The organism is Micromonospora rifamycinica, assembly GCF_900090265.1.
Lineage (GTDB): Bacteria > Actinomycetota > Actinomycetes > Mycobacteriales > Micromonosporaceae > Micromonospora > Micromonospora rifamycinica.
The window spans coordinates 3,162,717-3,187,258 of record NZ_LT607752.1 but is presented as its reverse complement, the minus strand read 5'-3'; the positions used below and the strand labels follow the sequence as shown (position 1 = coordinate 3,187,258).

Here is a 24,542-nt window from a genome sequence, read left to right as displayed (position 1 = left end):
TGACAGCCGTTTTCTGGCTGATCGAATACTGTCCTACCAGGGGAAATGCGCCCTCGACGGTAACCCGGCGGGTAATCGGACGGGTCGACGAGCGGCCGGGATGGTCAGCGCGGGGTGCGCCTGGTCTTCGGCAGGTCGAACTGGTCGGCGGCCTTGCAGTCCTTCTGCCCGCCGATGGCGCGTGCACCCAGCCGGTCCAGCTCGGCGCGGGCCCGGGTACGGCCCAGGTTCCAGGCGTACCACGGATCCGGCTCGGCGAGGTCGTCGTCGATCCAGCTCAACGTGCAGCGGCGGACCCGGTCCGGCAGGTTGGCCAGGGCCGGGGTGGCGTCGGCGGAGAGCGCCCGCAGGTACCAGGCGTCGATCTTGCCGGTCTGCTCGTACCGGGCGATGTTGCGGCGGGCCGCGTAGTCCTCCGGGTTGAGCACGGCCAGGCTGAGCAGCATCACCACGGCCAGGCCGACGGTCGCGCCGGGGATCCAGCGCCCCTGCCACCGCACGCCCGCCGCCAGGATCATCAGGAAGACCGCGCCGAGCAGCAGCTCGAAGGCCATCACGAAGATCCGCTCCCCGGTGAAGCTGTAGACCTTCTGGTACGTGTACATCCGGGACAGCGCCGACACCACGATCACCACGCTGAGCGCGCTGAGTAGCCCGAGCAGGACCCGCAGCAGGATCCGTTCGACCCGGGTCTCCCGCCGGGCCCATCGGCTCACCCCACCCAGCACCGCCACGGTCAGCAGGGTCACCACGGTCAGTTGCCAGAACCCGCTGCGGGCGTACTCGGCGTAGCTCAGGCCGGCGGTGCGCAGGACGTGCCGCTGACCGCCGAAGAGCACGGTGAACTGCACCGCGACGAAGCCGACGAAGAGCAGGGTCAACGCCGCGATGGCCGGGAACCACTCCAGCGTCCCCCACCGGCGGCGGCTCTCCCGGTCGACGGTGGACAGGTCCGGCGGGGCGGCCAGGGTGTAGACGGCGGCGACCGCGATCAGCCCGCCCACGGCGGCCAGGAACAGCCAGCGGACCACCGTGGGGACGTTGATCTCGGGTACGACCGCACCGAGCACCTCGTTGAAGGCGGCGTCGGCGGAGGAGAGCAGCAGCCCGAAGACGAGCAGCACCAGCACCGTGGCGACCACCGAGCCGACGACCCGACGCAGCACCTGGCCGGTGCCGGTCGCGGTGACGTGCCGGCGTACCCAGGGCAGCCCGCGTAGCGCCGCGAACGGGGCCGCGACCAGGCTGAACAGGATCGAACGGACCTGCCGGCCGCCCACGATGGCCAGTGTCGCGCAGCCCAGCGCCCCGAACACGCAGAAGGTCACCAGCCACCAGGCGTTGCGGAAGGCCAGCACGGTCAGCAGCGCCAGCGCGGCCACCGCCCAGCCGCCCCGGATCAGGCGGTCGGTGCGGGTCAGCGCCCCGGTGCTCTTCCGGACGGCGGCGACCACCCCGGCGGTGAGGATCAGCCAGCCGAGGAACCAGCCGATGCCGGTGCGGCTCAGCGGGACGAAGAACGCCACCCCCAGCGCACCGGCGAGCACCGCCGCCGGCACCGCCCATCCGCTGCCGGGCCGGGGACCGGGCCACCGGGTGCTGAGGAACGACGGCGGTGGTGGCTGCGGGATCCAGGGCGTCGGTGACCCGCCCCAGTGCGGGACCGGCCGTCCACCGGCCGCTGCGGCGGCCCCGGCGCGCGGTGCCGGAACGGTCACCCCCTGGCCGGGGCTGGCGGCGGCCCCCTGGCCGGAGCCGGCGGCGGCCCCCTGGCCGGCTGTCGTCGCCGGTGGATCGGCGGGTACCGGCCCGGCCGGTGCGGAAACCCCGCCGGCCGGGTCACCGGCCGCCGCGGCCGGACCTCCATCGCTGCGGGCGGTCGGCGCGGCAGGGCACGCGGTGGCGGGGCCGGGCTGCGTGGGCACGGTGGCGGCGGTGGGGCCGGGCTGCGAGGGCACGGCGGCGGGTTCCGGCAGGGTCGGCGCGGTGGCGGGGGCCGGCTGGGCGGGTGCGCTGGACGGGGAGAGCGCCGCTGTCGGCGTGGCGGCGGCAGCGGCGGGCTCCGGGCCGTCTCGGTCGCCCCTCGGGGCGTCGGTGCGGTCTCGGTCGCCCGTCGGGGCGTCGGTGCGGTCTCGGTCGCCCGTCGGGGCGTCGGTGGTCGCCGACACCAGGGGCAGGAAGAGGGCGTACCCGAGGGTGCCGTCCGGCACCTGGACCGGGATGGCCCACCCCGGCGCACCCTCCTGACCGGGCCACCTGATCGCCGGTGGCATCCCTTCCAGCGCGGGCAGGGCCAACAGATACGGCGACCCGGGCGGCGTCGGGCTGCCGCCGGGGGAGTCTGACGTCGGCTCCGGCTCGGACACGGTGTGCTCCTTGATACGGGAAGTGCGGTCACTGTAGAGCGAACCGGTCCTCGTCGCGGCCCCGTCACCGGCACGGCGCGTCGAAACGTCGAACCTTTGCCGGCCCGCGTCCGTACCAAGGGCGGGAGGACCAGATGACCGTACGCCGAACGCTCGCCGCCCTCACGGTCGTGGCGGTGACCGTGCTGCTCGACGCGGCTCCCGCCGCCGCGCACGGCGCACCCACCAGCCCGCTGAGCCGTTCGGCGGCCTGCGGCCCGCAGGGGCCGCACGTCTCGACGCCGGCCTGCCGGGCGGCGGTGTCGGCGGGTGCGGCGCTGCGGGAGTGGGACAACATCCGGGTGTACGGTGTCGCGGGCCGGGACCGGGAGCGCATCCCGGACGGCGAGCTGTGCAGCGGTGGGCTCTCCGCCTACCGGGGGTTGGACCTGGCCCGGGCGGACTGGCCGGCGACCGAGCTGACCGCCGGCGCGAAGTACGTCTTCCGCTACCGGGGCACCATCCCGCACAAGGGCACCTTCCGGCTCTACACCACCCGTCCGGGGTACGACCCGCAGACCCGGCTCCGCTGGGCCGACCTCGACACCATCCCGTTCCTGTCGGTGACCGACCCGCCACTGCGGGACGGGTCGTACCAGATCCCGGGGCGGCTGCCCGCGGGGCTGACCGGCCGGCACCTGATCTACACGGTGTGGCAGAACTCCGACACCCCGGACACCTACTACTCCTGCTCCGACGTGCTGTTCCGGCCAGCGGCCGGGGTGCTCGCGGCCAGCCCGGCCGACGCCGCCGCGGCCACGTCGTCGCCCGTGCCGGGTGGTGCCGCGACGACCGGTGCCGATCCGGCCCCGGCTGACTCCGCCGACGCCGCCTCGGACGTCGACGGGTCGGTCGGCGCGGGGGAGGAGGCCGGCGTGCCGGTGGCGTCCGTGACCCGGGTCGGGGGCGGCGACCTACGGCTGGTGGTGGGCGCGGCGGTGGTGCTGACCGTGCTGGTGGTGGCGCTGGTGGCGACCCGGCTGCGCCGCCCGGCCCCGGTCCCGCCCGGCCGCCCCTGCGGCGTCCGCAACCACCGCGCCGGCCGCCGCCGCATCTGGTGAGCCACCGCCGGTCGACCGGCCGGCCGCATGATCCACACAACCGCGCCGAAGTAGCGGTATCCGCACGCGCGGACACCGCTGTTTCAGCCCACGTGCGCCGGCCCGGCTCGGGGGCGGTCAGTTGAGGAGGCGGTCGATCTCGGCCAGTTCGTCGGGGGTCAGGTCGGGGTGGGACAGGGCGGCGACGTTGCCCTCCAGCTGGGCGACGCTGCTCGCCCCGATGATCAGGCTGGTCATCCGCGGATCCCGCAGCGCCCAGCAGAGGGCGAGCTGGGCGAGCGTCTGCCCGCGCCGCTCGGCCAGCCCGGCGAGGCCCCGGACGGTGGCCAGCTTCTCGTCGGTCACGTCGGTCTCGTCGAGGAAGACGCTGGTGCGGGCCCGGGAGTCCGCGGGGATGCCGCCGAGGTAGCGGTCGGTGAGCAGCCCCTGGGCCAGCGGACTGTACGCGATGCAGCCCGCCCCGACCTCGGCCAGCGTGTCGAGCAGCCCGTCGGCCTCGGTCCACCGGTTGAACATCGAGTACGACGGCTGGTTGATCAGCAGCGGGGTGCCCAGGTCACGCAGGATGGCGGCGGCCCGCCTGGTCTGCTCCGCGTCGTAGTTGGAGACGCCGACGTAGAGCGCCCGGCCGGACCGGACGATGGCGTCCAGCGCGCCCATCGTCTCCTCCAGCGGGGTGTCCGGGTCGAAGCGGTGCGAGTAGAAGACGTCCACGTAGTCCAGGCCCATCCGCCGTAGCGACTGGTCCAGCGACGAGATCAGGTTCTTGCGGGAACCCCACTCGCCGTACGGGCCGGGCCACATCAGGTAGCCGGCCTTGCTGGACACCACCAACTCGTCCCGGTACGACTTCAGGTCGGTGGCGAGCAGCCGGCCGAACGCCTCCTCCGCCGCGCCGGGTGGCGGACCGTAGTTGTTGGCCAGGTCGAAGTGGGTGACACCGAGGTCGAACGCGCGTAGGACGATGTCCCGCTGCCGGGCGAACGGGCGGTCCGGCCCGAAGTTGTGCCACAGCCCGAGGGAGATCGCCGGCAGGCGCAGGCCACTGCGCCCGCTGCGGCGGTAGGTCATCTGGTCGTAGCGGTCGTCCGCGGCGAGGTAGGTCACGCCGTCGACCCTAGCCCCGCCCGCCGACGGGACGTTCACCCTGGTCGCGCCCGGGTGGTCCGTCCCGTCGGGCGGTCTGCGGCCCCGGTGACGCCGCCCGGCCGGCGGCCCGGGAGACCGGCGGCCGCAGGGACGGTCCCGGTGACGGCGGCGGCGGACGCGGGACCGCGCTAGCGTGGGACGGGTGACTGCGCCCAACCAGGCTCTCCCGGTCCCGCCCGCCGACCTGCCGGGCACCATCGGCGCGCTGCGCGCCGCCGGACACCGGTACCAGACCGTCAAGCAGGAACTCCGCCACAACCTCCTCGCCCGGATGCGCTCCGGCGGGGACCGCTTCCCCGGCATCGTCGGCTACGACGACAGCGTGCTGCCCGAGGTCGAGCGGGCGCTGCTCGCCGGCCACGACATGGTGCTGCTCGGCGAACGCGGACAGGGCAAGACCCGACTGATCCGTTCGCTGGTGGCGCTGCTCGACGAGTGGACCCCGGTGCTCCCCGGCTCGGTGCTCAACGAGCACCCGCTGCACCCGCTCACCCCGGCCTCCCGCGCGCTGGTCGCCGAGGCCGGCGACGACCTGCCGATCGGCTGGCTGCACCGCTCGATGCGGTACGGCGAGAAGCTCGCGACCCCGGACACCAGCGTCGGTGACCTGATCGGTGACGTCGACCCGATCCGGCTCGCCCAGGGTCGTACCCTCGGCGACCCGGAGACCATCCACTTCGGGTTGGTGCCCCGGACCAACCGGGGGATCTTCGCCGTCAACGAGCTGCCCGACCTGGCCGAACGGATCCAGGTGGCGCTGCTCAACGTGCTGGAGGAGCGGGACATCCAGGTCCGCGGCTACCAGCTCCGCCTGCCGCTCGACCTGTTCCTGGTGGCCAGCGCCAACCCGGAGGACTACACCAACCGGGGCCGGATCATCACCCCGCTCAAGGACCGGTTCGGCGCGGAGGTGCGGACCCACTACCCGGTCGACCTGGACCTGGAGCTGGCCCTGATCCGGCAGGAGGCCGACCTGGTCGCCGAGGTGCCGGAGCACGTGCTGGAGGTGCTGGCCCGGTTCGCCCGCGCGGTGCGTGAGTCGCCGTCGGTGGACCCGCGCTCCGGCGTCTCCGCCCGGTTCGCCATCGCCGCCGCCGAGACGGTCGCGGCCGCCGCGCTGCGCCGTGCCGGCCTGCTCGCCGGTCCCGCCGCCTCCCGGGCCGCACCGCCCGGCTCCGCGTCCGCCGCCGGCTCCGCGTCCGCCGCCGGCTCCGCGTCCGCCGCCGGCGACGGCACGGTACGCGAGGAGTCGCCGGTCGCCCGGGTCGGTGACGCGGTGTCGGTGACCTCGACGCTGCGCGGCAAGGTCGAGTTCGAGAGCGGCGAGGAGGGGCGGGAGACCGAGATCCTGGGCCACCTGCTGCGGACCGCGACCGCTGAGACGTTCCGGTCCCGGCTGGCCGGGTTGGACCTCTCCGGCTTCACCGCCCTGGTCGCCGAGGGGGCGGTGATCGAGACCGGGGAACTCGTCCCCTCGGCGGAGCTGCTGCGCCAGGTCGGCACCGTGCCGGGGCTGGCCAAGGCGCTGGACCGGTTGGGGCTGGGCGACGCGCCCACCCCGGAGCAGGCCGCCGCCGGTGTCGAGTTCGTGCTGGAGGGGCTGCACCTGACCCGCCGGCTCGGCAAGGACGTCACCGAGTCGGGTCGTACCGTCTACGGCGGCCGGAGCTGAGCATGGCCGGCAACCGGTTCCGGTACGGCCAGTGGCAGGGCGGCCCCGACCCGCTCGCCCCGCCGTACGACGTGCGGGCCGCGGTGGACGCCGTCGGCGCGGAGGTGCTGGCCGGGGGCAGCCTCCGGGAGGCGCTGCGCGACCTGCTGCGCCGTGGCCCGCAGGGCCGGGGCGGCTTGGACGAGCTGGCCGCCCGCGCCCGTCGGCTGCGCCGGGAGGCGCTGCGCCGGGGTGACCTGGACGGCGCGGTGACCCGGTCCCGGGCGCTGCTCGACCAGGCCCTCGCCGCGGAGCGGGACGCGCTGCGCGGGCGCACCGACGACGACGCCCGGTTCGCCGAGACGGTGCTGGACAACCTGCCCCGGTCCACCGCCCGCGCGGTGCAGGAGCTGTCCGGGTACCGGTGGACCAGCGACGAGGCCCGGCAGGCATACCAGCGGATTCTCGACGGACTGCGCGGGGAGGTGCTGGAGCAGCGGTTCGCCGGGCTGCGCGACGCCGCGCGGGCCGCCGGGGATCCTGCCGTGCAGGCGCAGCTCGCCGAGATGATGCACGACCTCAACGACCTGCTTGCCCGGCACGCCCGGCACGAGGACACCACCGACGCGTTCGCCGAGTTCATGCGCCGGCACGGCGAGTTCTTCCCGGAGCAGCCGCGCGACGTCGACGAGCTGGTCGACGTGCTGGCCCGCCGGTCGGCCGCCGGCCAGCGGCTGATGCGGTCGCTGTCGGACCGGCAGCGCGAGGAGCTGGCCGGGCTGATGCGGCAGTCGCTCGGTGACCGGCTCGCCGGTGAGCTGTCCGCGCTCGACGCCCAGCTGCGCGCGTTGCGCCCCGACCTGGACTGGCAGCGGGGCGAGCGGGTCCGGGGCGACCGGCCGCTCGGCTACGGCGAGGCGGCCGGGGCGCTGGACGAGATCGCCGAGCTGGACGACCTGCTCGACTCCCTCGACCAGGAGCACCCCGGGGCCACCCTGGACGACGTGGACGTCGACGCGGTGGCCCGGACGCTGGGCCGCGACGCCGCCGACGACGTTATCCGGTTGCGGGAGCTGGAGCGGGAGCTGCGTCGGCAGGGCTGGGTGGGCCGGGACGCCGAGGGGCTGACGCTCAGCCCGAAGGCGCTGCGCCGGCTGGCGGGCACCGCGCTGCGCCGGGTCTTCGCCGACCTCACCGCCGGCCCGCGCGGCCAGCACGACCTGCGGACGGCCGGGGCGGCCGGCGAGGTCAGCGGGGCCTCCCGGCAGTGGGAGTACGGCGACGAGCAGCCGCTGGACGTGGTACGCACGCTCACCCGGGCGGTCCGCCGGGCCGGTCCCACCGTGCCGCTGCAACTCGCCGTCGAGGACTTCGAGGTGGTGGAGACGGAACGGCGGGCGTCGGCGGCGGTGGCGCTCTGCGTGGACCTGTCGTACTCGATGGTGTCGCAGGGGCGGTGGGGGCCGATGAAACAGACGGCGCTGGCCCTGTCGCATCTGATGGCGACCCGGTTCCCGCAGGACGCGCTGCAGATCGTCGGCTTCGGCCTGGAGGCGATGCCGTTGACGCAGCAGCAGCTGGCGGCGGCGGAGCCGGACCGGCGGCAGGGCACCAACCTCCAGCACGCGCTGCGGCTGGCCGGTCGGCACCTGCGCCGCCATCCGGGGGCGGAGCCGGTGGTGCTGGTGGTCACCGACGGCGAGCCGACCGCGCACCTCGACCCGGACGACGGCGAGGCGTACTTCCAGTGGCCGCCGCTGCCGGAGACGGTCCGGGCCACCGTCCGCGAGGTGGACCGGCTGGCCCGTGCCGGGGTCACCCTCAACCTCTTCCTGCTGGGTGAGGATCCCGACCTGCGGCGCTTCATGGACGCGGTGGCCCGCCGTGCCCGGGGCCGGCTGTTCACCCCCGACCTCGGTGACCTGGGCGAGTACGTGGTCTCCGACTACCTCCGTTCCCGGGGCGCCGCCGGGCGTTGACGCCGGCCGTGCCGGTGCCGGGCGTCGATGCCGGCCGTGCCGGGCCGGGCCGCCCGTCCGGGTGATCCGGCCCGTACAACCCCCCGCCCGACGGGGTGTCGCGGGGTTGACTGGACGGGTGGAGAGCGCGGGGCTGCGAGCGGCGTACCGGAGTGTGCTCGCCGAGGTGGAGGCGGGCGGCTTCGGCCCGGCGGGGCCGGGCGGGTGGGACGCGGCGCGGATCGTGGCGCACCTGGTCGCCAACGACGGGCTGATGAGCGAGGTGTCCGAGGCGGTGCTGGCCGGTGCGCCGTTCGCCTTCTACGACCTGGCCGGCGTCCACCGGCCGGAGCTGGACGCCCTGGTCGCCGAGTGCGGCGGGCTGCCCGGCCTGACCACCGTGCTGCGGGCCACCAGCCGGCGGCTCTGCGCGCTGGTGGACCGGCTCGGCCCGGCCGCCGACACTCCGGTCGAGACGCACCTGCGGGAGGGTTTCGAGCTGGTCGTCGACGAACCGCTGCCCTGGTCGCGCACGCTCGACCTGCACGCCCGGGTGCACCTGCCCCGGCATCTGGCGCAGCTACGGATGCTCCGCGACCAGCCGCAACCCGCCTGAGCCCGGGGCCGGGACGGGTGGTGAGCCGTCGGGCCGGGTGCCGGAGTCTGCGCGGCGGAAGGTGCGACGGTAGGCCGACGGGGAGACCCCGATCCGGGTGTGCAGCCGCTGGCGCAGCGCGGCGGTGGTGCCGAAGCCGGCCCGCCGGGCCACCTGCTCGACGCTCAGGTCGGTGGTCTCCAGGAGCAGCCGGGCGTGGTCGGTGCGCTGCTGGAGCAGCCACTGTGCCGGGCTCAGCCCGGTCTCCGAGCGGAAGTGCCGGGTGAAGGTGCGGACGCTCATCCGGGCGTGGGCGGCGAGTTCCCGCAGGGTGACCGGCTCGTGCAGCCGTTGCCGGGCCCACTCCCGGGTGGTCGAGGTGCCGCTGGCCGGGGTGCGGGGCACCGGTCGTTCGATGTACTGGGCCTGGCCGCCGTCGCGCCACGGCGGCACCACGCACCGTCGGGCCGCCCGGTTGGCCACCGCGCTGCCGTGGTCGCTGCGCACGACGTGCAGGCAGAGGTCGATCCCGGCGGCGACGCCGGCCGAGGTGAGCACCCGGCCGGCGTCGATGAAGAGCACGTCCGGGTCGAGGTCGACGGTCGGGTGGAGCCGGCGGAAGTGGTCCGCGTACGCCCAGTGGGTGGTCGCCGGCAGCCCGTCGAGCAGCCCGGCGGCGGCCAGCGCGAACGCGCCGGTGCAGATCGACATGATCCGCGCGCCCCGCCGGTGGGCGGCCCGCAGCGCCACGGTCACCGCCGGGTCGATCGTGCCGTCGGTCATCGGGGCGCTGCCGTGCAGGCCGGGCAGCACCACCGTGTCGACGGTGGCCAGCAGGTCGAGCCCGTGGTCGGGGAGGACCCGGAAGCCGGCGGAGCTGCGCACCGGCCGGCCGCCGGGGGTGCAGGTGTCGACGGTGTAGAGCGGTCGCCGGTCGGCGTCGCGGGCCGCCCCGAAGACCTGCGCCGGGGTGCCCAGGTCGAGGCCGACCACCCCGTCGAGAGCGAGCACGCCGATCCGGTGCGGCACGAGGGTCATGGCCCGATTATTGCGTACGATGGCTTTCCGGCCACTCACCACCGGGTCGGGCCGCCGCCGAGACTCGGAGCATGACCCGAGCCCGTCTCCACCCGGCCTGGACCGTGGCCGCCGTCGCCTTCGTCGCGCTGGTCGGCGCGGCCGGCTTCCGCGCCACCCCGTCGGTGCTGCTGCACCCGCTGCACGCCGAGTTCCGCTGGCCGCTGGCCACCATCTCCGCCGCCGTCTCGGTCAACCTGCTGCTCTACGGGCTGACCGCGCCGTTCGCCGCCGCGCTGATGGACCGGTTCGGCATCCGCCGGGTGGTGGCCGGCGCGTTGGCGCTGGTGGCCCTGGGCAGCGGGCTGACCGTCTTCATGACCGCGAGCTGGCAGCTGATCCTCTGCTGGGGCGTGCTGGTCGGGCTGGGCACCGGCTCGATGGCGCTGGCCTTCGTCGCCACCGTCACCGGGCGCTGGTTCGTCCGCCGCCGTGGGCTGGTCACCGGGGTGCTCACCGCCGGTGGGACCGCCGGCCAGCTGGTCTTCCTGCCGCTGCTCGCGGTGCTGGTCCGCGACCACGGCTGGCGGACGGCGGCACTGGTGGTGGCCGGGGCCGCGTTGGCGGTCGTACCCCTGGTGGTGTGGTGGTTGCGGGAACACCCGGCGGACCTCGGCCTGCCCGCCTACGGCGCGACCGAGGTGACGCCCCGGCCGCCCTCGACCGGCGGCGCCGCCGCGCGGGCGGTGGCCGCGTTCGCCGCCGCCGCCCGGACCCGCCCGTTCTGGCTGCTCGCGGGCGGCTTCGCGATCTGCGGGGCGACCACCAACGGCCTGGTCGGCACCCACTTCGTGCCGGCCGCGCACGACCACGGCATGCCGCAGACCACGGCGGCGGGCCTGCTCGCCCTGGTCGGGCTCTTCGACATCGTCGGGGTCGTCGCCTCGGGCTGGCTCACCGACCGGATGGACAGCCGGCTGCTGCTCGCCGGCTACTACGGGCTGCGCGGGCTGTCGCTGTTGCTGCTGCCCGCCCTGTTCACCGGCGGCACCGGGCCCAGCATGCTGGTCTTCGTCGTCTTCTACGGGCTGGACTGGGTGGCGACCGTGCCGCCGACGGTGGCCCTGTGCCGGGAGTACTTCGGCGAGTCGGCGGCGGTGGTCTTCGGCTGGGTCTTCGCCGCGCACCAGTTCGGGGCGGCTGCCGCGGCGACCGGCGCCGGCCTGGTCCGCGACCGGCTCGGCGACTACGCGCCGGCCTGGTACGCGGCCGGGGTGCTCTCGATCGGGGCCGGGGTGCTGTCGCTGCTGCTGCGACGCGGACGCCGGTCGGTGCCACCACCGTCGCTGCCGGTGCCGGTGCCCGCCGGGCACACCGGCGCCTGGAGCTACCGGGGCTGACCGGTGAAGGGGAACCGCATGCCGACCCACCCCGTCGGCCGGTCAGCCGAGGGTCCACCGCCGGCCGGCCGGTCAGCCGAGGGTCCACTGCTGGCCGGCGGCGGCGGTGCAGGTGGCCTGCACCAGGTCGTCGCCGGGCGCGGTGCCGCCGTCGCGGACCTGTGCACACCGGCCGGACCCGACGCCGACCAGCAGGACCGGCCCGGTGCCGACCGGGGTCAGCCGCCACTGCTGGTTGGCCTGTCCGTGGCAGCCGAACTGCTGGAGCCGTGCGCCGTCGTCCCGGCTGCCGCCCTCGACGTCGAGGCACTGCCCGTGGCCGGCGTTGGTGAGCGTCACGAGGTCCGGGGCGACCGGGTTGGCGACCCACCGCTGTTCCGGCCCACCGGTGCAGACGGCCAGCTCGGCGGTGGCCGTCTCGCCGCCGCCGTCGGTGCCGAGGCAGAGGCCCGAGGTGACCGCGCGCAGCACGATCGGCCCGGAGACCGGGGCCGGGGTGGTCGGCGACGGGCTGGGGGTGGGGGTGGGCGACGGGGTCGGGCTGGGCGACGGGCCGGTGGCCGGCACCGCCTCGGTCGTCGTGCCGGGGGTCGGTGCGGCGGCGGGCACCACCGGCTGCCCGTCGCCGTCGCCGCCGCCCAGCACGCCGGTGGCGAAGAACACCCCCAGCAGTACGCCCGCCAGCCCGGTGACCAGCGCGAACCGCATCAGCGGATCCCGGGGCGGTGCGGGCCGGGCAGCCGGCCGACCGCCGTACACGGTGCCGGACGGGTCGCGGTGGGGATCGGGGACGGCCATGGCGGAATGGTGACCTACCGGCGGGGTCGACGGCCAGTCGGCCCACCGCCTGGTGACCCGGTCGACGACCGGCCGCCCCGATGGACGGTCGGTGCGGGGTGTCCCCCCGGAACGCCGCTTCGCGCGTAAGGTGATCTCATGCGCGCACAGCGTGATCATGAGCTGGCGGTGGACACGTTGCGGCGGTCGTACGCCGCCGTGCCTCCCGGGCACCCCGTACGGTTGGCCAAACGCACCTCCAACCTGTTCCGACCCCGGTCGGCCACCGGCACCCCCGGGCTCGACGTGAGCGGGCTGGGTGGCGTCCTGTCGGTCGACCCGGTCGCCCGTACCGCCGACGTGCAGGGCATGTGCACCTATGAGGACCTGGTCGACGCGACCCTCCCGCACGGGCTGATGCCCCTGGTGGTGCCGCAGCTGCGGACGATCACCCTGGGTGGCGCGGTCACCGGGCTGGGCATCGAGTCGACGTCGTTCCGCAACGGGCTGCCGCACGAGTCGGTCGTCGAACTGGACGTCCTCACCGGTGCCGGGGAGGTGGTCACCGCCCGTCCGGACGGGCCGCACGCCGACCTGTTCGCCGCCTTCCCCAACTCGCTGGGCAGCCTGGGGTACGCCACCCGGCTGCGCATCGAACTCCAGCCGGTGGGTCGGGCGGTGGCCCTGCGCAACGTCCGGTTCAGCCGGCTGGCAGAGCTGACCGACGCGATCGCCGACGTGGTCGCCAAGGGCGAGTGGGAGGGGCGACCGGTCGACGCGATGGACGGTGTGGTGTTCAGCCCCGGCGAGTCCTACCTGGTGCTCGGCTCCTTCACCGACGAGCCGGAGCGGCTCAGCGACTACACCGGCCAGGACGTCTACTACCGCTCGTTGCGCCGCCGGGTGCGGGACACCCTGAGCGGTCACGACTACCTGTGGCGGTGGGACACCGACTGGTTCTGGTGCTCGGCCGCGTTCGGGGTGCAGCACCCGGTGGTGCGTCGGCTCTGGCCGGCCCGCTGGCGGCGCAGCGACGTCTACCACCGGCTGGTCCGGCTGGAGCACCGCTACCAGGTGGCGGCCCGGGTGGACCGGTGGCGGGGTCGACCGGCCCGGGAACGGGTCGTCCAGGACGTCGAGATCCCGCTGGACGCCACCGCCGAGTTCCTGCGCTGGTTCGACCGCGAGGTGGGGATGACCCCGGTGTGGCTCTGCCCGCTACGGCTGCGGGAGCCCGCCGGCCCCGGCTCGGCCCGGGCCTGGCCGCTCTACCCGCTGCACCCCGGCCGGACGTACGTCAACATCGGATTCTGGGGCAGTGTGCCGATCGCGGCGGGTGCCGCCGACGGCGACGTGAACCGCTCGATCGAGCGGGCGGTGTCGGAGCTGGGCGGGCACAAGTCGCTCTACTCCGACGCGTACTACGACCGGGCGGCCTTCGACCGGCTCTACGGCGGGGAGACCTGGCGTGCCGTCAAGGACCGCTACGACCCGGACCACCGGCTCACCGGACTCTACGAGAAGGCGGTTGCACGAAGATGAGCCTGACCGACCGAGAACAGGGGGCGGCGGGCGCCCCGGCCAGCCCACCGGCGGGAGGTCGGCCCGGTCCGACCGTCGCCGACGTCGTCCGCGCGGTCACCACGGGGGACCTGCCGATCCGCGTCACCGGTTACGACGGCAGCGCGATCGGCCCGGCCGACGCCGGGATCACCCTCGACGTCCGCTCCGAGCGGGGGCTGTCCTACCTGCTCACCGCCCCGGGTGACCTGGGCATGGTGCGGGCGTACGTCAGCGGTGACCTGGAGCTGGGCGGGGTGCACCCCGGCGACCCGTACGAGGCCCTGAGCGTCCTGTCCGACCTGCGGTTGCGGATTCCCCCGGTGGCCGAGGCGCTGGCCCTGGCCCGCGGGCTGGGCTGGGAGCGGCTACGGCCCCCGCCGGCCCCGCCGCAGGAGGCGCTGCCCCGCTGGCGGCGGGTGATGGGCGGGCTGCGGCACTCCCGGGGCCGGGACAGCACCGCCATCTCGCACCACTACGACGTGTCGAACGCCTTCTACGAGAAGGTGCTCGGCGACTCGATGACGTACACCTGCGCGGTGTACCGCAGCCCGACCGACACCCTGGAGCAGGCCCAGGCGGCCAAGTACGACCTGGTGGCCGGCAAGCTGGCGCTCCAGCCGGGGATGCGCCTGCTCGACGTCGGCTGCGGCTGGGGCGGGATGGTCCGGCACGCGGCCCGCGAGTACGGCGTACGGGCGATCGGGGTGACCCTGTCCCGGGCGCAGGCGCAGTGGGCGCGGGCGGCCATCGAACGGGAGGGCCTGACCGGGCTGGCCGAGGTGCGCCACCTCGACTACCGCGACGCCCCCCGGGAGCAGTTCGACGCGGTCTCCTCGATCGGGTTGACCGAGCACATCGGGGTGCGCAACTACCCGGCGTACTTCCGCGCCCTGCGGGACCGGCTGCGTCCCGGTGGCCGGCTGCTCAACCACTGCATCACCCGGGCCGACAACCGCGCCCCGCACCGGTCGGGCGCGTTCATCGACCGGTACGTCTTTCCCGACGGCGAGCTGGCCGGGCCGGGCCGCCTGATCGGCGAGGTGCACGACGCCGGGTTCGAGGTGCACCACGAGGAGAACCTGCGGCAGCACTACGCGCTGACGCTGGCCGCCTGGTGCCGCAACCTCGTGGCGAACTGGGACTTCTGCGTCGACGAGGTGGGCCTGGGCACGGCCCGGGTCTGGGGCCTCTACATGGCCGGGTCGCGGTTGGCCTTCGAGCGCAACGGCATCCAGCTGCACCAGGTGCTGGCGACCCGGAACGGGCCGGCGGGTGGCAACGGTTACCCGCTGCGCCCGGACTGGACGCCCTGACCGGCCGCACCGGGGCGGCAGCGGTGGCATCCGCCGGGGCGGTGCCCGTCCGGGTGCCGCCCCGGGCGCGGACATCGTCGTCCGGTGGTTCCCGGCCGGCCGGGCTGGGTACTGCCGGAGGATGCTCCTCATCTTCGGACTCCGCACCCGGGTCATCCGGGCGGGGGTGGTGACCGCCGTCTGCCGGCACTGCGGCAACCGGGCCGCACAGGTGATCAGCCGCCGGGTCACGAAGTTCACCGTGTTCTTCGTCCCGCTGATCCCGGTCCGGACGCGGTACGCGCAGCAGTGCTCGTTCTGCGGCACCGAGTACCCCGTCAGCGCCGACGAGGCCCGTCGCCTCCCGGTCGGCTGACCGTGGCCCGCTTCCTGTGCTGGCTGATCGGCGGGCCGCCGGCGGGGCCGGCGCCGACCGGCACCCGCCCGCTCTGCACCCCGGGCCGTCGCCGGTCGCGCCGTCGTCGCCGGCCGTCCGCCGGTGCCCACTCGCCCCGTTCACCCTGGAACCGCTCCGCCGGCCGCTGAACCCGGCGCCGCCCCCGCACCACCCGGGCTCCGCTCCGCCGGCCGCGGAAGCCGGCGCCGCCCCGGGCCGGCGCGGGCGTCGTCGGGCGGGGCAGGGTCGGCGGGGGCGGCTATCGTGGCCTGTCGTGACGAGCACCGCGCAACGCCTGGCCGCGATCCGGGGCGACGCGCCCCCGAAACGACACAACGCCCGGACGCTCGCCGCGCTCACCGGTAACCCCGGCTGCGCCCGGCGGGCGGTGCTGGACGGCGCCGGGGTGGACAAGACCGCGCTCGCCGGGCGGGTCGGCTTCCCGGCCCGGTTCGGCCAGTCCCGGTTCGCCATCACCCGGGGCAACGCGTTCGAGGCGCAGGTCAAGGCGGACGGTGGGGCGGAGCTGTTGCGGCTGGTCGCGCAGCGGTTGGGCGTACCGGTGCCGCCGCGGGCGAGCTGGACGGACCTGGGCGGGGCGGACGACCTGCCGGACCGGCGGGAACGGTCCCGGGCCGCGCTGACCGCCACCGGGCCGGACGCCGCGCTGTTCGACCATCCGCTGCTCGGGCTGGACGTCGCGGGTCAGCGGGTGCACCTGGAACCGGACCTGGTGGCCGCCCGGCTCGGTGGCCGGTTCCACGTCGTGGAGATCAAGTCGTTCCCGGTGATCGACGGGCAGGCCGACCCGGCGAAGGTGTCCGCCGCCGCCATCCAGTCGGCCGTCTACGTGCTGGCCCTGCGCGAGCTGCTCGCCGCCGGAGGGCGGGATCCGGAGTCGGTGTCGCCCGACGTGGTGCTGGTCTGCCCGCAGGACTTCGCCAACCGGCCGGTGGCCAGCCTGATCGACGTCCGCAAGCAGCTGCTGGTGCTGCGCCGCCAGCTGGACCGGATGGCCCGGCTGGACGACCTGCTCGCCGCCGTGCCGGCCGACTTCACCGCCGACCCGGCGGCCGATCCGGCGAGGCTGACCGCCGCGCTGCGGACCGTGCCGGCCCGCTATGCGCCGGACTGCCTGGCCGGCTGTGAGCTGGCGTACTTCTGCCGGGACGAGGCGCGCGGGCAGACCGGCGCGCTGGGCCGACCGGTGCGCGAGGCCCTCGGCGGCATCGCCGAGGTGTCCGAGGTGCTGGCCCTGGCGGCCGGCGAGCGGGCCGCCGACCCGGAGCGGGAGGAGGCCGCCGCGCTGCTGCGGGCCGCCGCCCGGCTGCGCGCCGACGCCCTCGCCGGCGACCCCGCATGAGTACGCTACGGGCGCTGGCCAAGGCCCAGGCCGTCGCCGCCGGGGTGGCCCAGCCGGTCGCCACCGTCCGGCACCTGCACCTGGCGGAACGCCCGCTGGTGCTGGTGCCGCTGGCGATGGCCGGTGAGGCGCACGCCCCGCTGGCCGCGCTGGTGGGCACCGCCCCCGACGACGCCCGGCTGCTGATCGTGCCGCAGCCCCGTAACCGGGACCAGCGGTTCCGGTTCGTCACCGAGCTGGCCGCGGTCGTGCTGCCCTGGCTGGACGGCTTCCGGGGTGTCGCCGAGGCGGTGGCCGTGGACCGGGGCCGCGACGTCCGGTACCGGTACTCCGACGCCCCGCAGCTCTGGGTGCCGAACCCGGCCGGGATCACCTTCCTGCGGCTGCTGGGCCGGTCGACCCGGTTCCGCCGTCCGGACGGCGACCATCCGGTGCACCCGGTCGTGCCGCTGCTCGGCCGTTGGCTGACCTTCTTCGCCGAACGGGCCGAGCAGCCCGGCTCGTCGGCGCTGCTGGCGATGACCGACGCGCTCACCCTGCACTGGGCGACCGGGCAGAGCGCGGTGGAGGACCTGCACCTGCCCGCTCTGCTGGGCTGGATCGACCCGCCGGCCGGCCGGACCGGTGCGCAGGCCGCCGCGCTCGCCGAGGACCCGCAGGTGTGCCCGCCGGCCGGCCCGGCCACCGACCCGGAGTTCGACAACGTGCTGCTCGCCCCGGCGATGGCCGGCTGGGCCGCCGCCGCCGACGACCCGGCGCGCGACGAGGCGTACGCGGAGCTGGTGCGGTTGCTGCGCGGGCAGCTCGCGCCCACCTGGGAGCTGATGTGGCGCGGCCTGGGCCTGCTCGGCGCGCTGCCGCCCGGGGCGCGGGTGGTGGGGCGCTGGGCCGGCGACCGGGACGCCTTCACCGGCTACGCCGAGCACCTCGACGCCGACGGTGGACCGCAGCCCCGGCACGACGGCGCGGTGGCGGCGGCGGTCCGGCTGCACCGGCTGGAGCGCGCGGCGAGCGCCTACCTGGTGCAGCGCGCCTACGACGACCCGCTGGTGATGGCCGAGCACCGGCTGACCGGGGAAGCCTTCGTCGGGGAGGTGACGCTGGCCGACCCGGGGCGGGTGGACGACAGCGGGAAGCGGCCGGTGCTGCGGCCGAGGATCCAGGTGGTGACCGGCGACCCGGTCCGGATGCCGGTCGGGGCGACCCTCTGGTCGACGGCGCGGCCGGGCCAGAAGGCCAGGGTGGTCTTCGTGACCCCGGCGGCGGACGGCCGGACCGAGGTGGTGCTGGAGCTGTCGGGTGGGATGGGTCGGGGGCTGACCGCGCCGCCGGGCAGCGTGCCGCAGGTGGGGGAGCGGCTCTGCCTGACCACCCTGTCGGAGGCGTTCCTGCCGGCCGGGACGTTCCCCACCGCCGAGGAGACACCGTGGACGCACGGGGGGCCGCCGACCCACGACGCGGCCGACGCCCGGGGATCCGAGCTGTCCTCAGTGGTCGGATAGCCGACCCGGTGAGTGTGGCGGTGACCCGCCCGGCTGGCTAGGCTTCGATGGTTCGCCGTCCGTGGGCCGTCCGCACGGTCGAGGTGCGCGTTGGAGAGAGAGCCGGAGCGATCACCGTGCTGCCCCAGGACGCCGTCTCCGGCGTGCCGATCCGACCACTGACCCTCCCCCGGGTGGGTGCGGTGGTCGCCGCGGTGGCCGTCGTCCTGGAGTTGGTCTGGCTGCTCGCCGCGCTGCCCGAGGCGGCCCTGGTCAGCGACGTCACCGCCACCGCCGTGGCGGGCTGGGCCAGCTACGCCTGCGCCCGGACGATGCGTCGGCACCCCGCCCCGCTGCGCCGGTTCTGGGCGCTGCTCGCGCTCACCATGGGGCTGGCCGCCGCCGGCCGGCTGCTCTGGACGGTGGACCGGCTGCGCGCCGACGAGCTGCCGCACACCCCGCTGATCGGGGCGGTCTTCACCGCCGGCATCGTCACCGGCACGGCCGCACTGCTGGCCTCGCTGACCGCGCCGCGCAGCGCGGTGGGCCGGGCCCGCACCGTGCTGGACGGGGTGATCGTCGGGCTGGCCCTGATCCCGATCGGCTGGGTGGTGGTGTTCCGCGACGTCGCCGCCGCCGACCTCGACGATCCGCTGCGCACCCTCGGCCTGCTCTACCCGATGATCGACCTGATGCAGCTCACCATCCTGGTGGCGGTGGCCGGCCCGGCCCGCTCGGTGTGGCCGCCGCTGACCCTGATCGGGGCGGGCCTGGTCACCCGGGCCGGCGCGGACGCGGTCTACGTCTCGCTGGTCGCGCACGGCAGCTACGCCCCGGGCCACCCGATCGACGTCTGCTGGCCACTGAGCTACCTGCTGATCGGTATCGCCACCACCCGGCCACCGCCGCCCACCTGCGACGGGGCCGAGGAGATCGGCGAGGCCCCGCTCCCGTCCTGGTGGCGGGTGGCGCTGCCGTACCTGCCGGTGGGCGGGGCGATCATCGCGGTGGTGCTGGCCCGCCGACCCACCGGGCAGACCCCGCCGCTGGTCTTCGTCGGCATGATGGCGCTGCTCGGGGTGCTCGCCCTGCGGCAGGGGCTGGCCGCCAACGAGAACCTGCGGCTGGTCGCCCGGCTGCGTCGGCTCGCCTACACCGACCAGCTCACCGGCCTGCCGAACCGGCTGATGTTCAACCGGCGGCTGCGCCAGGCGCTGCGCGAGGGGCCGCCGGTCGCCGTCCTGCTGCTCGACCTGGACGGCTTCAAGCAGGTCAACGACCGGTTCGGGCACGCCACCGGCGACACCCTGCTGACCAGCATCGCGGGCCGGATGCGGACGGCCGTCGGTGACGACGGCACGATCGCCCGGCTCGGCGGCGACGAGTTCGCGGTGCTGGTCGACGGGGACCGCCCGGTCGCCCCGGAACGGCTCGCCGCCCGGCTGCTGGCCGCCCTGGAACCGTCCCCGGGGGAGGAGGACGTCGGGGTCCACCCGTCGGCGAGCATCGGCATCGCCGAGTTCGGCCCGCAGCACGCCACCCACACCGACCTGCTGCGCGACGCCGACATCGCGATGTACGCGGCGAAGGCCGCCGGGAAGTCCGCGTACCGCACCTGCACGCCGGGGCTGCGGGAGTCGGCGGTGACCCGGGCCGAGCTGATCGCCGACCTGCGTCGGGCCGTCGACGAGCGGCAGCTCCACCTGGAGTACCAGCCGATCGTCGACCTGGCCACCGGCGCGGTCCGCAGCGCGGAGGCCCTGGTCCGCTGGCGGCATCCCCGGCTCGGCCTGCTCGCCCCGGCGGCGTTCCTGCCGTTGGCCGAGGAGACCGGGCTGATCGTGCCGATCGACCGGTGGGTGATCCACGAGGCGTGCCGGGCGGCGGCGACCTGGCGGGTCCGGGTGCCCGAGGCGACCGTGGCGGTCAACATCGCCGCCGCGCACCTGCGCCGTCCCGACCTGATCGCCACCGTCACGGCGGCCACCGCCACCGCCGGCCTCGCCCCCCGCGCGCTCACCCTGGAACTGACCGAGTCGGCGCTGATCGACGGCAGCGAGGCGGTGCTGGAACGGCTCGCCCAGCTCCGTGAGCTGGGCATCCGGATCGCCATCGACGATTTCGGCACCGGCTATTCGTCGTTGAGCTATCTGCACCGCATTCCGGCCACCGATCTCAAGATCGACCGGTCGTTCGTGGCCCGGCTCGACACCGACGAGCGGGCGTACGCCACGGTCGAGATGGTCACCCGGTTGGCCGGGGCGTTCGACCTGGCGGTGGTGGCCGAGGGGGTGGAGACCGAGGGGCAGCACGAGGCGGTCACCGCGATCGGCTGCCTGCACGGCCAGGGTTACCGGTACGGCCGTCCCGGTGGCCTGGCCGCCCTGCAGGCCCCCCGCTGACCCCTCCCCCCGACTGGGGGAACCGGCTTGACCCTCACGTCACGGCAGGCCGCAACCTGGGTGCCGGAGGGAGGAGACCATGGCGTACACGGTGGGTCAGGTGGCGAAGGCGGCCCGGGTGACGGTCCGGACGCTGCACCACTACCACGATATCGGGCTGCTCTCGCCGAGCGGCCGGACGCCGGCCGGCTACCGCCGCTACGACGACGCGGACCTGGAGCGGTTGCAGCACATCCGCTTCTACCGGGAGCTGGGGTTTCCGCTGGAGGAGATCGCGGTGATCCTCGACGACCCGGATGCCGACCCGGCGGCGCACCTGCGCCGGCAGCACGACGTGCTGACCGGGCGGATCGGGAAGCTCCAGGAGATGGTCGCCGCGATCGAGATCGCGATGGAGGCGAGACGGATGGAGATCAACCTGACTCCGGAGGAACGGTTCGAGGTCTTCGGTGACGTCGATCCGGAGGAGCACGCCGAGGAGGCGCGGCAGCGCTGGGGCGACACCGAGGCGTACCGGGTGTCGACCCAGCGGGCGGCGAACTACTCGAAGGAGGACTGGCTGCGCATCAAGGCGGAGCAGGAGGACTGGGGACGGCGGATCGTGGCGGCGCTGACCGCCGGGACGCCCGCCGACTCGGCGGAGACGATGGCGCTGGCCGAGGAGCACCGGCAGCTCATCGTCCGCTGGTTCTACGACTGCTCGTACGAGGTGCACACCGGGCTGGCCGACATGTACCTGGCCGATCCCCGGTTCACCGCCTTCTACGAGACGATCGCGCCGGGGCTGGCGGAGTACCTGGCGGAGGCGATCCACGCCAACGCGATCAGCCGAGCCTGAACGGTGCCGCCCGCGGTGGGTGAGGATGGGGGTTCGTCCCGCTCACCCACCGGAGGTCGTCTGTGTTCATCGTGGCCGGAAGTCTCTACGTCGACCCCGCCGAGCGGGACACCTACCTGGCCTCCTGCGTGGAGGTGGTCCGGCAGGCCCGCGCGGCGCCCGGCTGTGTCGACTTCGCCATCGGCGCCGACCTGGTCGAGCCGGGCCGGATCAACGTCTACGAACGCTGGGAGTCCGACGACGAGCTGCTGGCGTTCCGGGGGTCCGGCCCGGAACAGGAGCAGGTCGTGGCGATCCGTGGCGCGGAGGTGCACCGCTACCGCATCTCCGCCGTGGAGGCCCCCTGACCGGCTCCGGCCTGTCGGCCGAGGACGGACCGGACGCCTTCCCCGGCTTCCCGGGTAGCTGCCGGGGCACGCCCCGGGTGGGTGCGGTCGGGGGCGGCCGGTCGGTGGCCGGGTGCCGGGTAGGCTGGCGCGACCGCTCTGTCACCAGCGTCGATCGGCTCGGCCGGCGGGCGCGCCACCCGGGGAGACCGCCGTGAAGCACCCGAAGCTGGCCGTCGCCACGGCGGCCCTCGTCGCGCTGGTGACGGCGGCCGGCTGCACCTCGGACGACGGCGGTGCGGGACCGACACCGACCACCGGGTCGTCCACGACCGGACCGGCCCCGACCGAGCCGGCCGCCGTACTGGCCACCGCCGCGCAGCGGGTCGACCAGGAGTCCTACCGGTTGACCCTCGGTGCCGGTGCGGGCGGGGATGGCACCACCCTGCTCTGGGATCCGCGGGGCCGGCGTGGCCTGGAGACGACGACGCTGGTCGTGGCGAACGGCAAGGTGGTCATCGAGCGGCTCGCCACCGGCACCGACGTCTACGTCAAGGTGACCGCCCCGGATCGGAGGGTGCCGGTGTGGGACGGGCGCACCTGGTGGCACCTGGGCACCGCCGAGGCCGCCGCCGGGAAGCGGACCGGCGTGGACAACACCCGGCTGGCCAGCACGCTCGGCACGGCCACCGGGGTGCGCGCCACCGGTGAACGCGCTTACGCCGGCACCCTGGACCTGCGTCGGAGCACCGAGGTGCTCGGCAGCGGGATGAGCGGGGTGCTCGGCGAGCGGGCCGCGGCGGTGCCGTTCACCGCGACGGTGGACGCGCAGGGCCGGCTGGTCCGCTACCGGATCGAGCTGTCCGGCGAACCGGGCAGGGCCTCGGCGCTCGACCTGACGTACGCCGACTTCGGCCTGCCCGTGTCGGCGGAGAAGCCGGCGGCCGGCCTGATCGGCGAGGACCCGCCGGCCAACATCCCCGGCGCCTGACCTCCTGCCCCGCCCGGTCCGGCCCGGCGGGGCTGGCTCGCAACATCGCCACCACTGCGGTGTCCGCGCGCTCCGACACCGCTATCGCGGCGACACTGAGTTGATCAACGCCGGCCCGACCGACCTGCGCCGGCCCGACCGACCTGCGCCGGCCCGACCGACCTGCGCCGGCCCGACCGACCTGCGGGCGCGGGCGCGGGGGATCTCACAGGAGCAGGTCGAGCAGGAGCACGCCGGCGAAACCGACCACCGAGATGATCGTCTCCAGCACCGACCAGCTCTTGATGGTCTGCCCCACGGTCAGCCCGAAGTACTCCTTGACCAGCCAGAAGCCGGCGTCGTTGACGTGCGAGAAGAAGAGCGAACCGCAGCCGACGGCCAGCGCCAGCAGCGCCACCTCCGGCCGGTCCAGGGTGGCCGCCAGCGGCGCGACGATACCGGCGGCGGTGATCGTGGCGACCGTCGCGGAGCCGGTGGCGACCCGGATCCCGACGGCCACCAGCCAGCCCAGCAGCAGCGGGGAGAGGTTGGCGTCCTTGGCCGCGTCGGCGACCAGCTCGCCCACCCCGGCGTCCACCAGCACCTGCTTGAAGCCGCCACCGGCGGCGACGATCAGCAGGATGCCGGCGATCGGCGGCAGCGAGCCGCCGAGCACCGAGGAGACCTGGCCGCGGCTGAATCCGGCCTGGTAGCCGAGGGTGAACATGGCGACGAGCACGCCGGCCAGCAGCGCCACGATCGGTGCGCCGGCGATGTCCAGGGCCTGCCGGGCGAAGGTCCCCTCGGCCATGGTCAGCTCGCCGACCGCGCGCAGCAGCATCAGCACCACCGGGAGCAGCACGGTGAGCACCGCCGGCCAGAACCCGGGGGTACGCCGGGCGGTCTCGGTGCCGGTGTCGTCGACCGGGGCGCCCGGCCGACCGGTGCCCGGGTTGACCAGGTCGTCGTCGGTGAGCAGGTCACCGTCCACATCGTCACCGGCCCGTCCCCGCCCGGTGTCCGGGCCGTCGGCACTTCGCCCGGTGGGGCCGCCGGTGCCCCGGCCGGTGTCCGGGCCGTCGGTGCCCCGGCCGCGCCCGGCGGCGGGGGCGGCCGGGCTGCCGGGTCCGCGTCGACCGCCGCCCCCGGTGGCCGGCTGCCGGGTGGGCAGCAGCGCGGCCGGGGCGGTGGCCGGGACGTACCGGGCGATGAAGTTGCCGAACACCGGACCGGCGATGATCACGGTGGGGATCGCGATGATCAGACCCAGCCCGAGGGTGAGCCCCAGGTCGGCGTCGAGCGAGGAGATCGCCACCAGCGGACCGGGATGCGGCGGCACGAGGCCGTGCAGCACCGACAGGCCGGCCAGCGCCGGAATGCCGATCTTCATCAGGGGCACGTCGGTACGCAGTGAGACCAGCAGCACGATCGGCACCAGCAGCACCACGCCGACCTCGAAGAAGAGCGGCAGGCCGATCAGCGCGGCGACCCCGGCCATCGCCCAGGGCAGGGCGGAGCCGGAGACCCGCCCGACGACCCGGTTGACGATGCCGTCCGCCCCGCCGGACTCGGCGAGCAGACCGCCGATCATCGCGCCGAGGGCGATCAGCAGACCCACCCCGCCGACGGTCGAGCCGACCCCGGCGCTGAACGACTCGATCATCGCGTCGGGGGCCATGGCGGCGACCACCCCGAGCACCGCCGCACCGAGGATCAGCGACAGGAAGGGGTGCACCTTGCCCCAGGCGATGAGCAGCACCACCGCGGCGATGCCCAGCAGAGCGGCCACGACGAGCTGGGCGTCACCGGCGTTGGTGACCGGTTCGGCCGGTGCGGCGAGGAGGACGGGCACGGCAATCACGACCTTCGGACGGGGTCCGACCCGGGGCGGGGCGGG

At 75.2% G+C, this 24,542-nt stretch carries 19 protein-coding genes; 14 read left to right on the top strand and 5 right to left on the bottom strand.

Annotated features, from left to right (window positions below):
• Positions 1-104 precede the first annotated feature (104 nt).
• On the bottom strand, positions 105-2,366 hold the full coding sequence (locus tag GA0070623_RS12905; protein ID WP_067302072.1) for a DUF4153 domain-containing protein: 2,262 nt from the start codon (positions 2,364-2,366) through the stop codon (positions 105-107).
• 134 nt (positions 2,367-2,500) lie between these two features.
• Between GA0070623_RS12905 and GA0070623_RS12900 the strand changes: the two genes are divergently transcribed.
• A complete protein-coding gene (locus GA0070623_RS12900) occupies positions 2,501-3,466 on the top strand; it encodes a lytic polysaccharide monooxygenase auxiliary activity family 9 protein (protein ID WP_067302075.1) in 966 nt (321 codons plus the stop codon).
• Positions 3,467-3,583: 117 nt separating this feature from the next.
• Here the strand turns inward: GA0070623_RS12900 and GA0070623_RS12895 are convergent, their stop codons facing one another.
• Positions 3,584-4,573 carry an aldo/keto reductase gene (locus GA0070623_RS12895; RefSeq protein ID WP_067302078.1) on the bottom strand — a complete coding sequence of 330 codons (990 nt, stop codon included), beginning with the start codon at positions 4,571-4,573 and terminating at the stop codon, positions 3,584-3,586.
• A 175-nt stretch (positions 4,574-4,748) separates the two neighbouring features.
• Between GA0070623_RS12895 and GA0070623_RS12890 the strand changes: the two genes are divergently transcribed.
• The 3 genes from GA0070623_RS12890 (at position 4,749) to GA0070623_RS12880 (ending at position 8,840) form a co-directional block, all read left to right on the top strand.
• Positions 4,749-6,287, top strand: coding sequence for a magnesium chelatase (locus tag GA0070623_RS12890; RefSeq protein WP_067302081.1), 1,539 nt, complete (start codon positions 4,749-4,751; stop codon positions 6,285-6,287).
• A gap of 2 nt (positions 6,288-6,289) precedes the next feature.
• Positions 6,290-8,245, top strand: coding sequence for a VWA domain-containing protein (locus GA0070623_RS12885; RefSeq protein WP_067302085.1), 1,956 nt, complete (start codon positions 6,290-6,292; stop codon positions 8,243-8,245).
• A 118-nt stretch (positions 8,246-8,363) separates the two neighbouring features.
• Positions 8,364-8,840: a hypothetical protein gene (locus GA0070623_RS12880; RefSeq protein WP_067302088.1), complete on the top strand. Its 477-nt coding sequence runs from the start codon at positions 8,364-8,366 to the stop codon at positions 8,838-8,840.
• On the opposite strand, the gene GA0070623_RS12875 is transcribed toward GA0070623_RS12880, so the two are convergent.
• On the bottom strand, positions 8,805-9,857 hold the full coding sequence (locus GA0070623_RS12875) for a GlxA family transcriptional regulator (RefSeq protein WP_067302091.1): 1,053 nt from the start codon (positions 9,855-9,857) through the stop codon (positions 8,805-8,807). The two genes, GA0070623_RS12880 and GA0070623_RS12875, sit on opposite strands and share 36 nt — an antisense overlap.
• 71 nt (positions 9,858-9,928) lie before the next feature.
• Here GA0070623_RS12875 and GA0070623_RS12870 point away from each other — a divergent pair, with 71 nt between their 5' ends.
• Positions 9,929-11,236, top strand: coding sequence for an MFS transporter (locus GA0070623_RS12870; protein ID WP_067302094.1), 1,308 nt, complete (start codon positions 9,929-9,931; stop codon positions 11,234-11,236).
• Between the two features lie 72 nt (positions 11,237-11,308).
• Here the strand turns inward: GA0070623_RS12870 and GA0070623_RS12865 are convergent, their stop codons facing one another.
• Positions 11,309-12,034 (bottom strand): RICIN domain-containing protein, encoded by a 726-nt coding sequence (locus GA0070623_RS12865; RefSeq protein WP_089004024.1) that lies wholly within the window; start codon positions 12,032-12,034, stop codon positions 11,309-11,311.
• Between the two features lie 138 nt (positions 12,035-12,172).
• Between GA0070623_RS12865 and GA0070623_RS12860 the strand changes: the two genes are divergently transcribed.
• The 9 genes from GA0070623_RS12860 to GA0070623_RS12820 all read left to right on the top strand — a co-directional run bounded on the left by GA0070623_RS12860 (position 12,173) and on the right by GA0070623_RS12820 (position 22,666).
• The gene (locus GA0070623_RS12860; protein ID WP_067314320.1) at positions 12,173-13,555 is read left to right on the top strand and encodes an FAD-binding oxidoreductase; all 1,383 of its coding nucleotides are present in this window, start codon (positions 12,173-12,175) and stop codon (positions 13,553-13,555) included.
• A complete protein-coding gene (locus GA0070623_RS12855) occupies positions 13,552-14,889 on the top strand; it encodes a class I SAM-dependent methyltransferase (RefSeq protein WP_067314318.1) in 1,338 nt (445 codons plus the stop codon). Before GA0070623_RS12860 ends, GA0070623_RS12855 begins: the two co-directional genes overlap by 4 nt.
• A gap of 121 nt (positions 14,890-15,010) precedes the next feature.
• Complete coding sequence (locus GA0070623_RS12850) at positions 15,011-15,244, top strand: zinc-ribbon domain-containing protein (protein ID WP_067314316.1); 234 nt, start codon at positions 15,011-15,013, stop codon at positions 15,242-15,244.
• 295 nt (positions 15,245-15,539) lie between these two features.
• Positions 15,540-16,628: a hypothetical protein gene (locus tag GA0070623_RS12845; RefSeq protein ID WP_067314313.1), complete on the top strand. Its 1,089-nt coding sequence runs from the start codon at positions 15,540-15,542 to the stop codon at positions 16,626-16,628.
• On the top strand, positions 16,625-18,130 hold the full coding sequence (locus tag GA0070623_RS12840; protein WP_067314311.1) for a hypothetical protein: 1,506 nt from the start codon (positions 16,625-16,627) through the stop codon (positions 18,128-18,130). Before GA0070623_RS12845 ends, GA0070623_RS12840 begins: the two co-directional genes overlap by 4 nt.
• Positions 18,131-18,213: 83 nt before the next feature.
• Positions 18,214-20,511 carry a putative bifunctional diguanylate cyclase/phosphodiesterase gene (locus GA0070623_RS12835; protein WP_231932769.1) on the top strand — a complete coding sequence of 766 codons (2,298 nt, stop codon included), beginning with the start codon at positions 18,214-18,216 and terminating at the stop codon, positions 20,509-20,511.
• 79 nt (positions 20,512-20,590) lie between these two features.
• Positions 20,591-21,349 (top strand): MerR family transcriptional regulator, encoded by a 759-nt coding sequence (locus GA0070623_RS12830; protein ID WP_067314309.1) that lies wholly within the window; start codon positions 20,591-20,593, stop codon positions 21,347-21,349.
• 62 nt (positions 21,350-21,411) lie between these two features.
• Positions 21,412-21,696 carry a putative quinol monooxygenase gene (locus GA0070623_RS12825; RefSeq protein WP_067314307.1) on the top strand — a complete coding sequence of 95 codons (285 nt, stop codon included), beginning with the start codon at positions 21,412-21,414 and terminating at the stop codon, positions 21,694-21,696.
• Positions 21,697-21,889: 193 nt separating this feature from the next.
• Positions 21,890-22,666 carry a hypothetical protein gene (locus tag GA0070623_RS12820; RefSeq protein WP_067314305.1) on the top strand — a complete coding sequence of 259 codons (777 nt, stop codon included), beginning with the start codon at positions 21,890-21,892 and terminating at the stop codon, positions 22,664-22,666.
• A gap of 205 nt (positions 22,667-22,871) precedes the next feature.
• Here the strand turns inward: GA0070623_RS12820 and GA0070623_RS12815 are convergent, their stop codons facing one another.
• Positions 22,872-24,497, bottom strand: a complete 1,626-nt coding sequence (locus GA0070623_RS12815; RefSeq protein WP_089004023.1) for a GntT/GntP/DsdX family permease — start codon at positions 24,495-24,497, stop codon at positions 22,872-22,874.
• Between the last annotated feature and the right edge of the window lie 45 nt (positions 24,498-24,542).

Coding starts and splice junctions, on each gene's coding strand:
- GA0070623_RS12900 (WP_067302075.1), top strand. CDS start 2,501: ATGACCGTACGCCGAACGCTCGCCGCCCTCACGGTCGTGGCGGTGACC.
- GA0070623_RS12885 (WP_067302085.1), top strand. CDS start 6,290: ATGGCCGGCAACCGGTTCCGGTACGGCCAGTGGCAGGGCGGCCCCGAC.
- GA0070623_RS12875 (WP_067302091.1), bottom strand. CDS start 9,857: ATGACCCTCGTGCCGCACCGGATCGGCGTGCTCGCTCTCGACGGGGTG.
- GA0070623_RS12870 (WP_067302094.1), top strand. CDS start 9,929: ATGACCCGAGCCCGTCTCCACCCGGCCTGGACCGTGGCCGCCGTCGCC.
- GA0070623_RS12865 (WP_089004024.1), bottom strand. CDS start 12,034: ATGGCCGTCCCCGATCCCCACCGCGACCCGTCCGGCACCGTGTACGGC.
- GA0070623_RS12860 (WP_067314320.1), top strand. CDS start 12,173: ATGCGCGCACAGCGTGATCATGAGCTGGCGGTGGACACGTTGCGGCGG.
- GA0070623_RS12855 (WP_067314318.1), top strand. CDS start 13,552: ATGAGCCTGACCGACCGAGAACAGGGGGCGGCGGGCGCCCCGGCCAGC.
- GA0070623_RS12850 (WP_067314316.1), top strand. CDS start 15,011: ATGCTCCTCATCTTCGGACTCCGCACCCGGGTCATCCGGGCGGGGGTG.
- GA0070623_RS12840 (WP_067314311.1), top strand. CDS start 16,625: ATGAGTACGCTACGGGCGCTGGCCAAGGCCCAGGCCGTCGCCGCCGGG.
- GA0070623_RS12830 (WP_067314309.1), top strand. CDS start 20,591: ATGGCGTACACGGTGGGTCAGGTGGCGAAGGCGGCCCGGGTGACGGTC.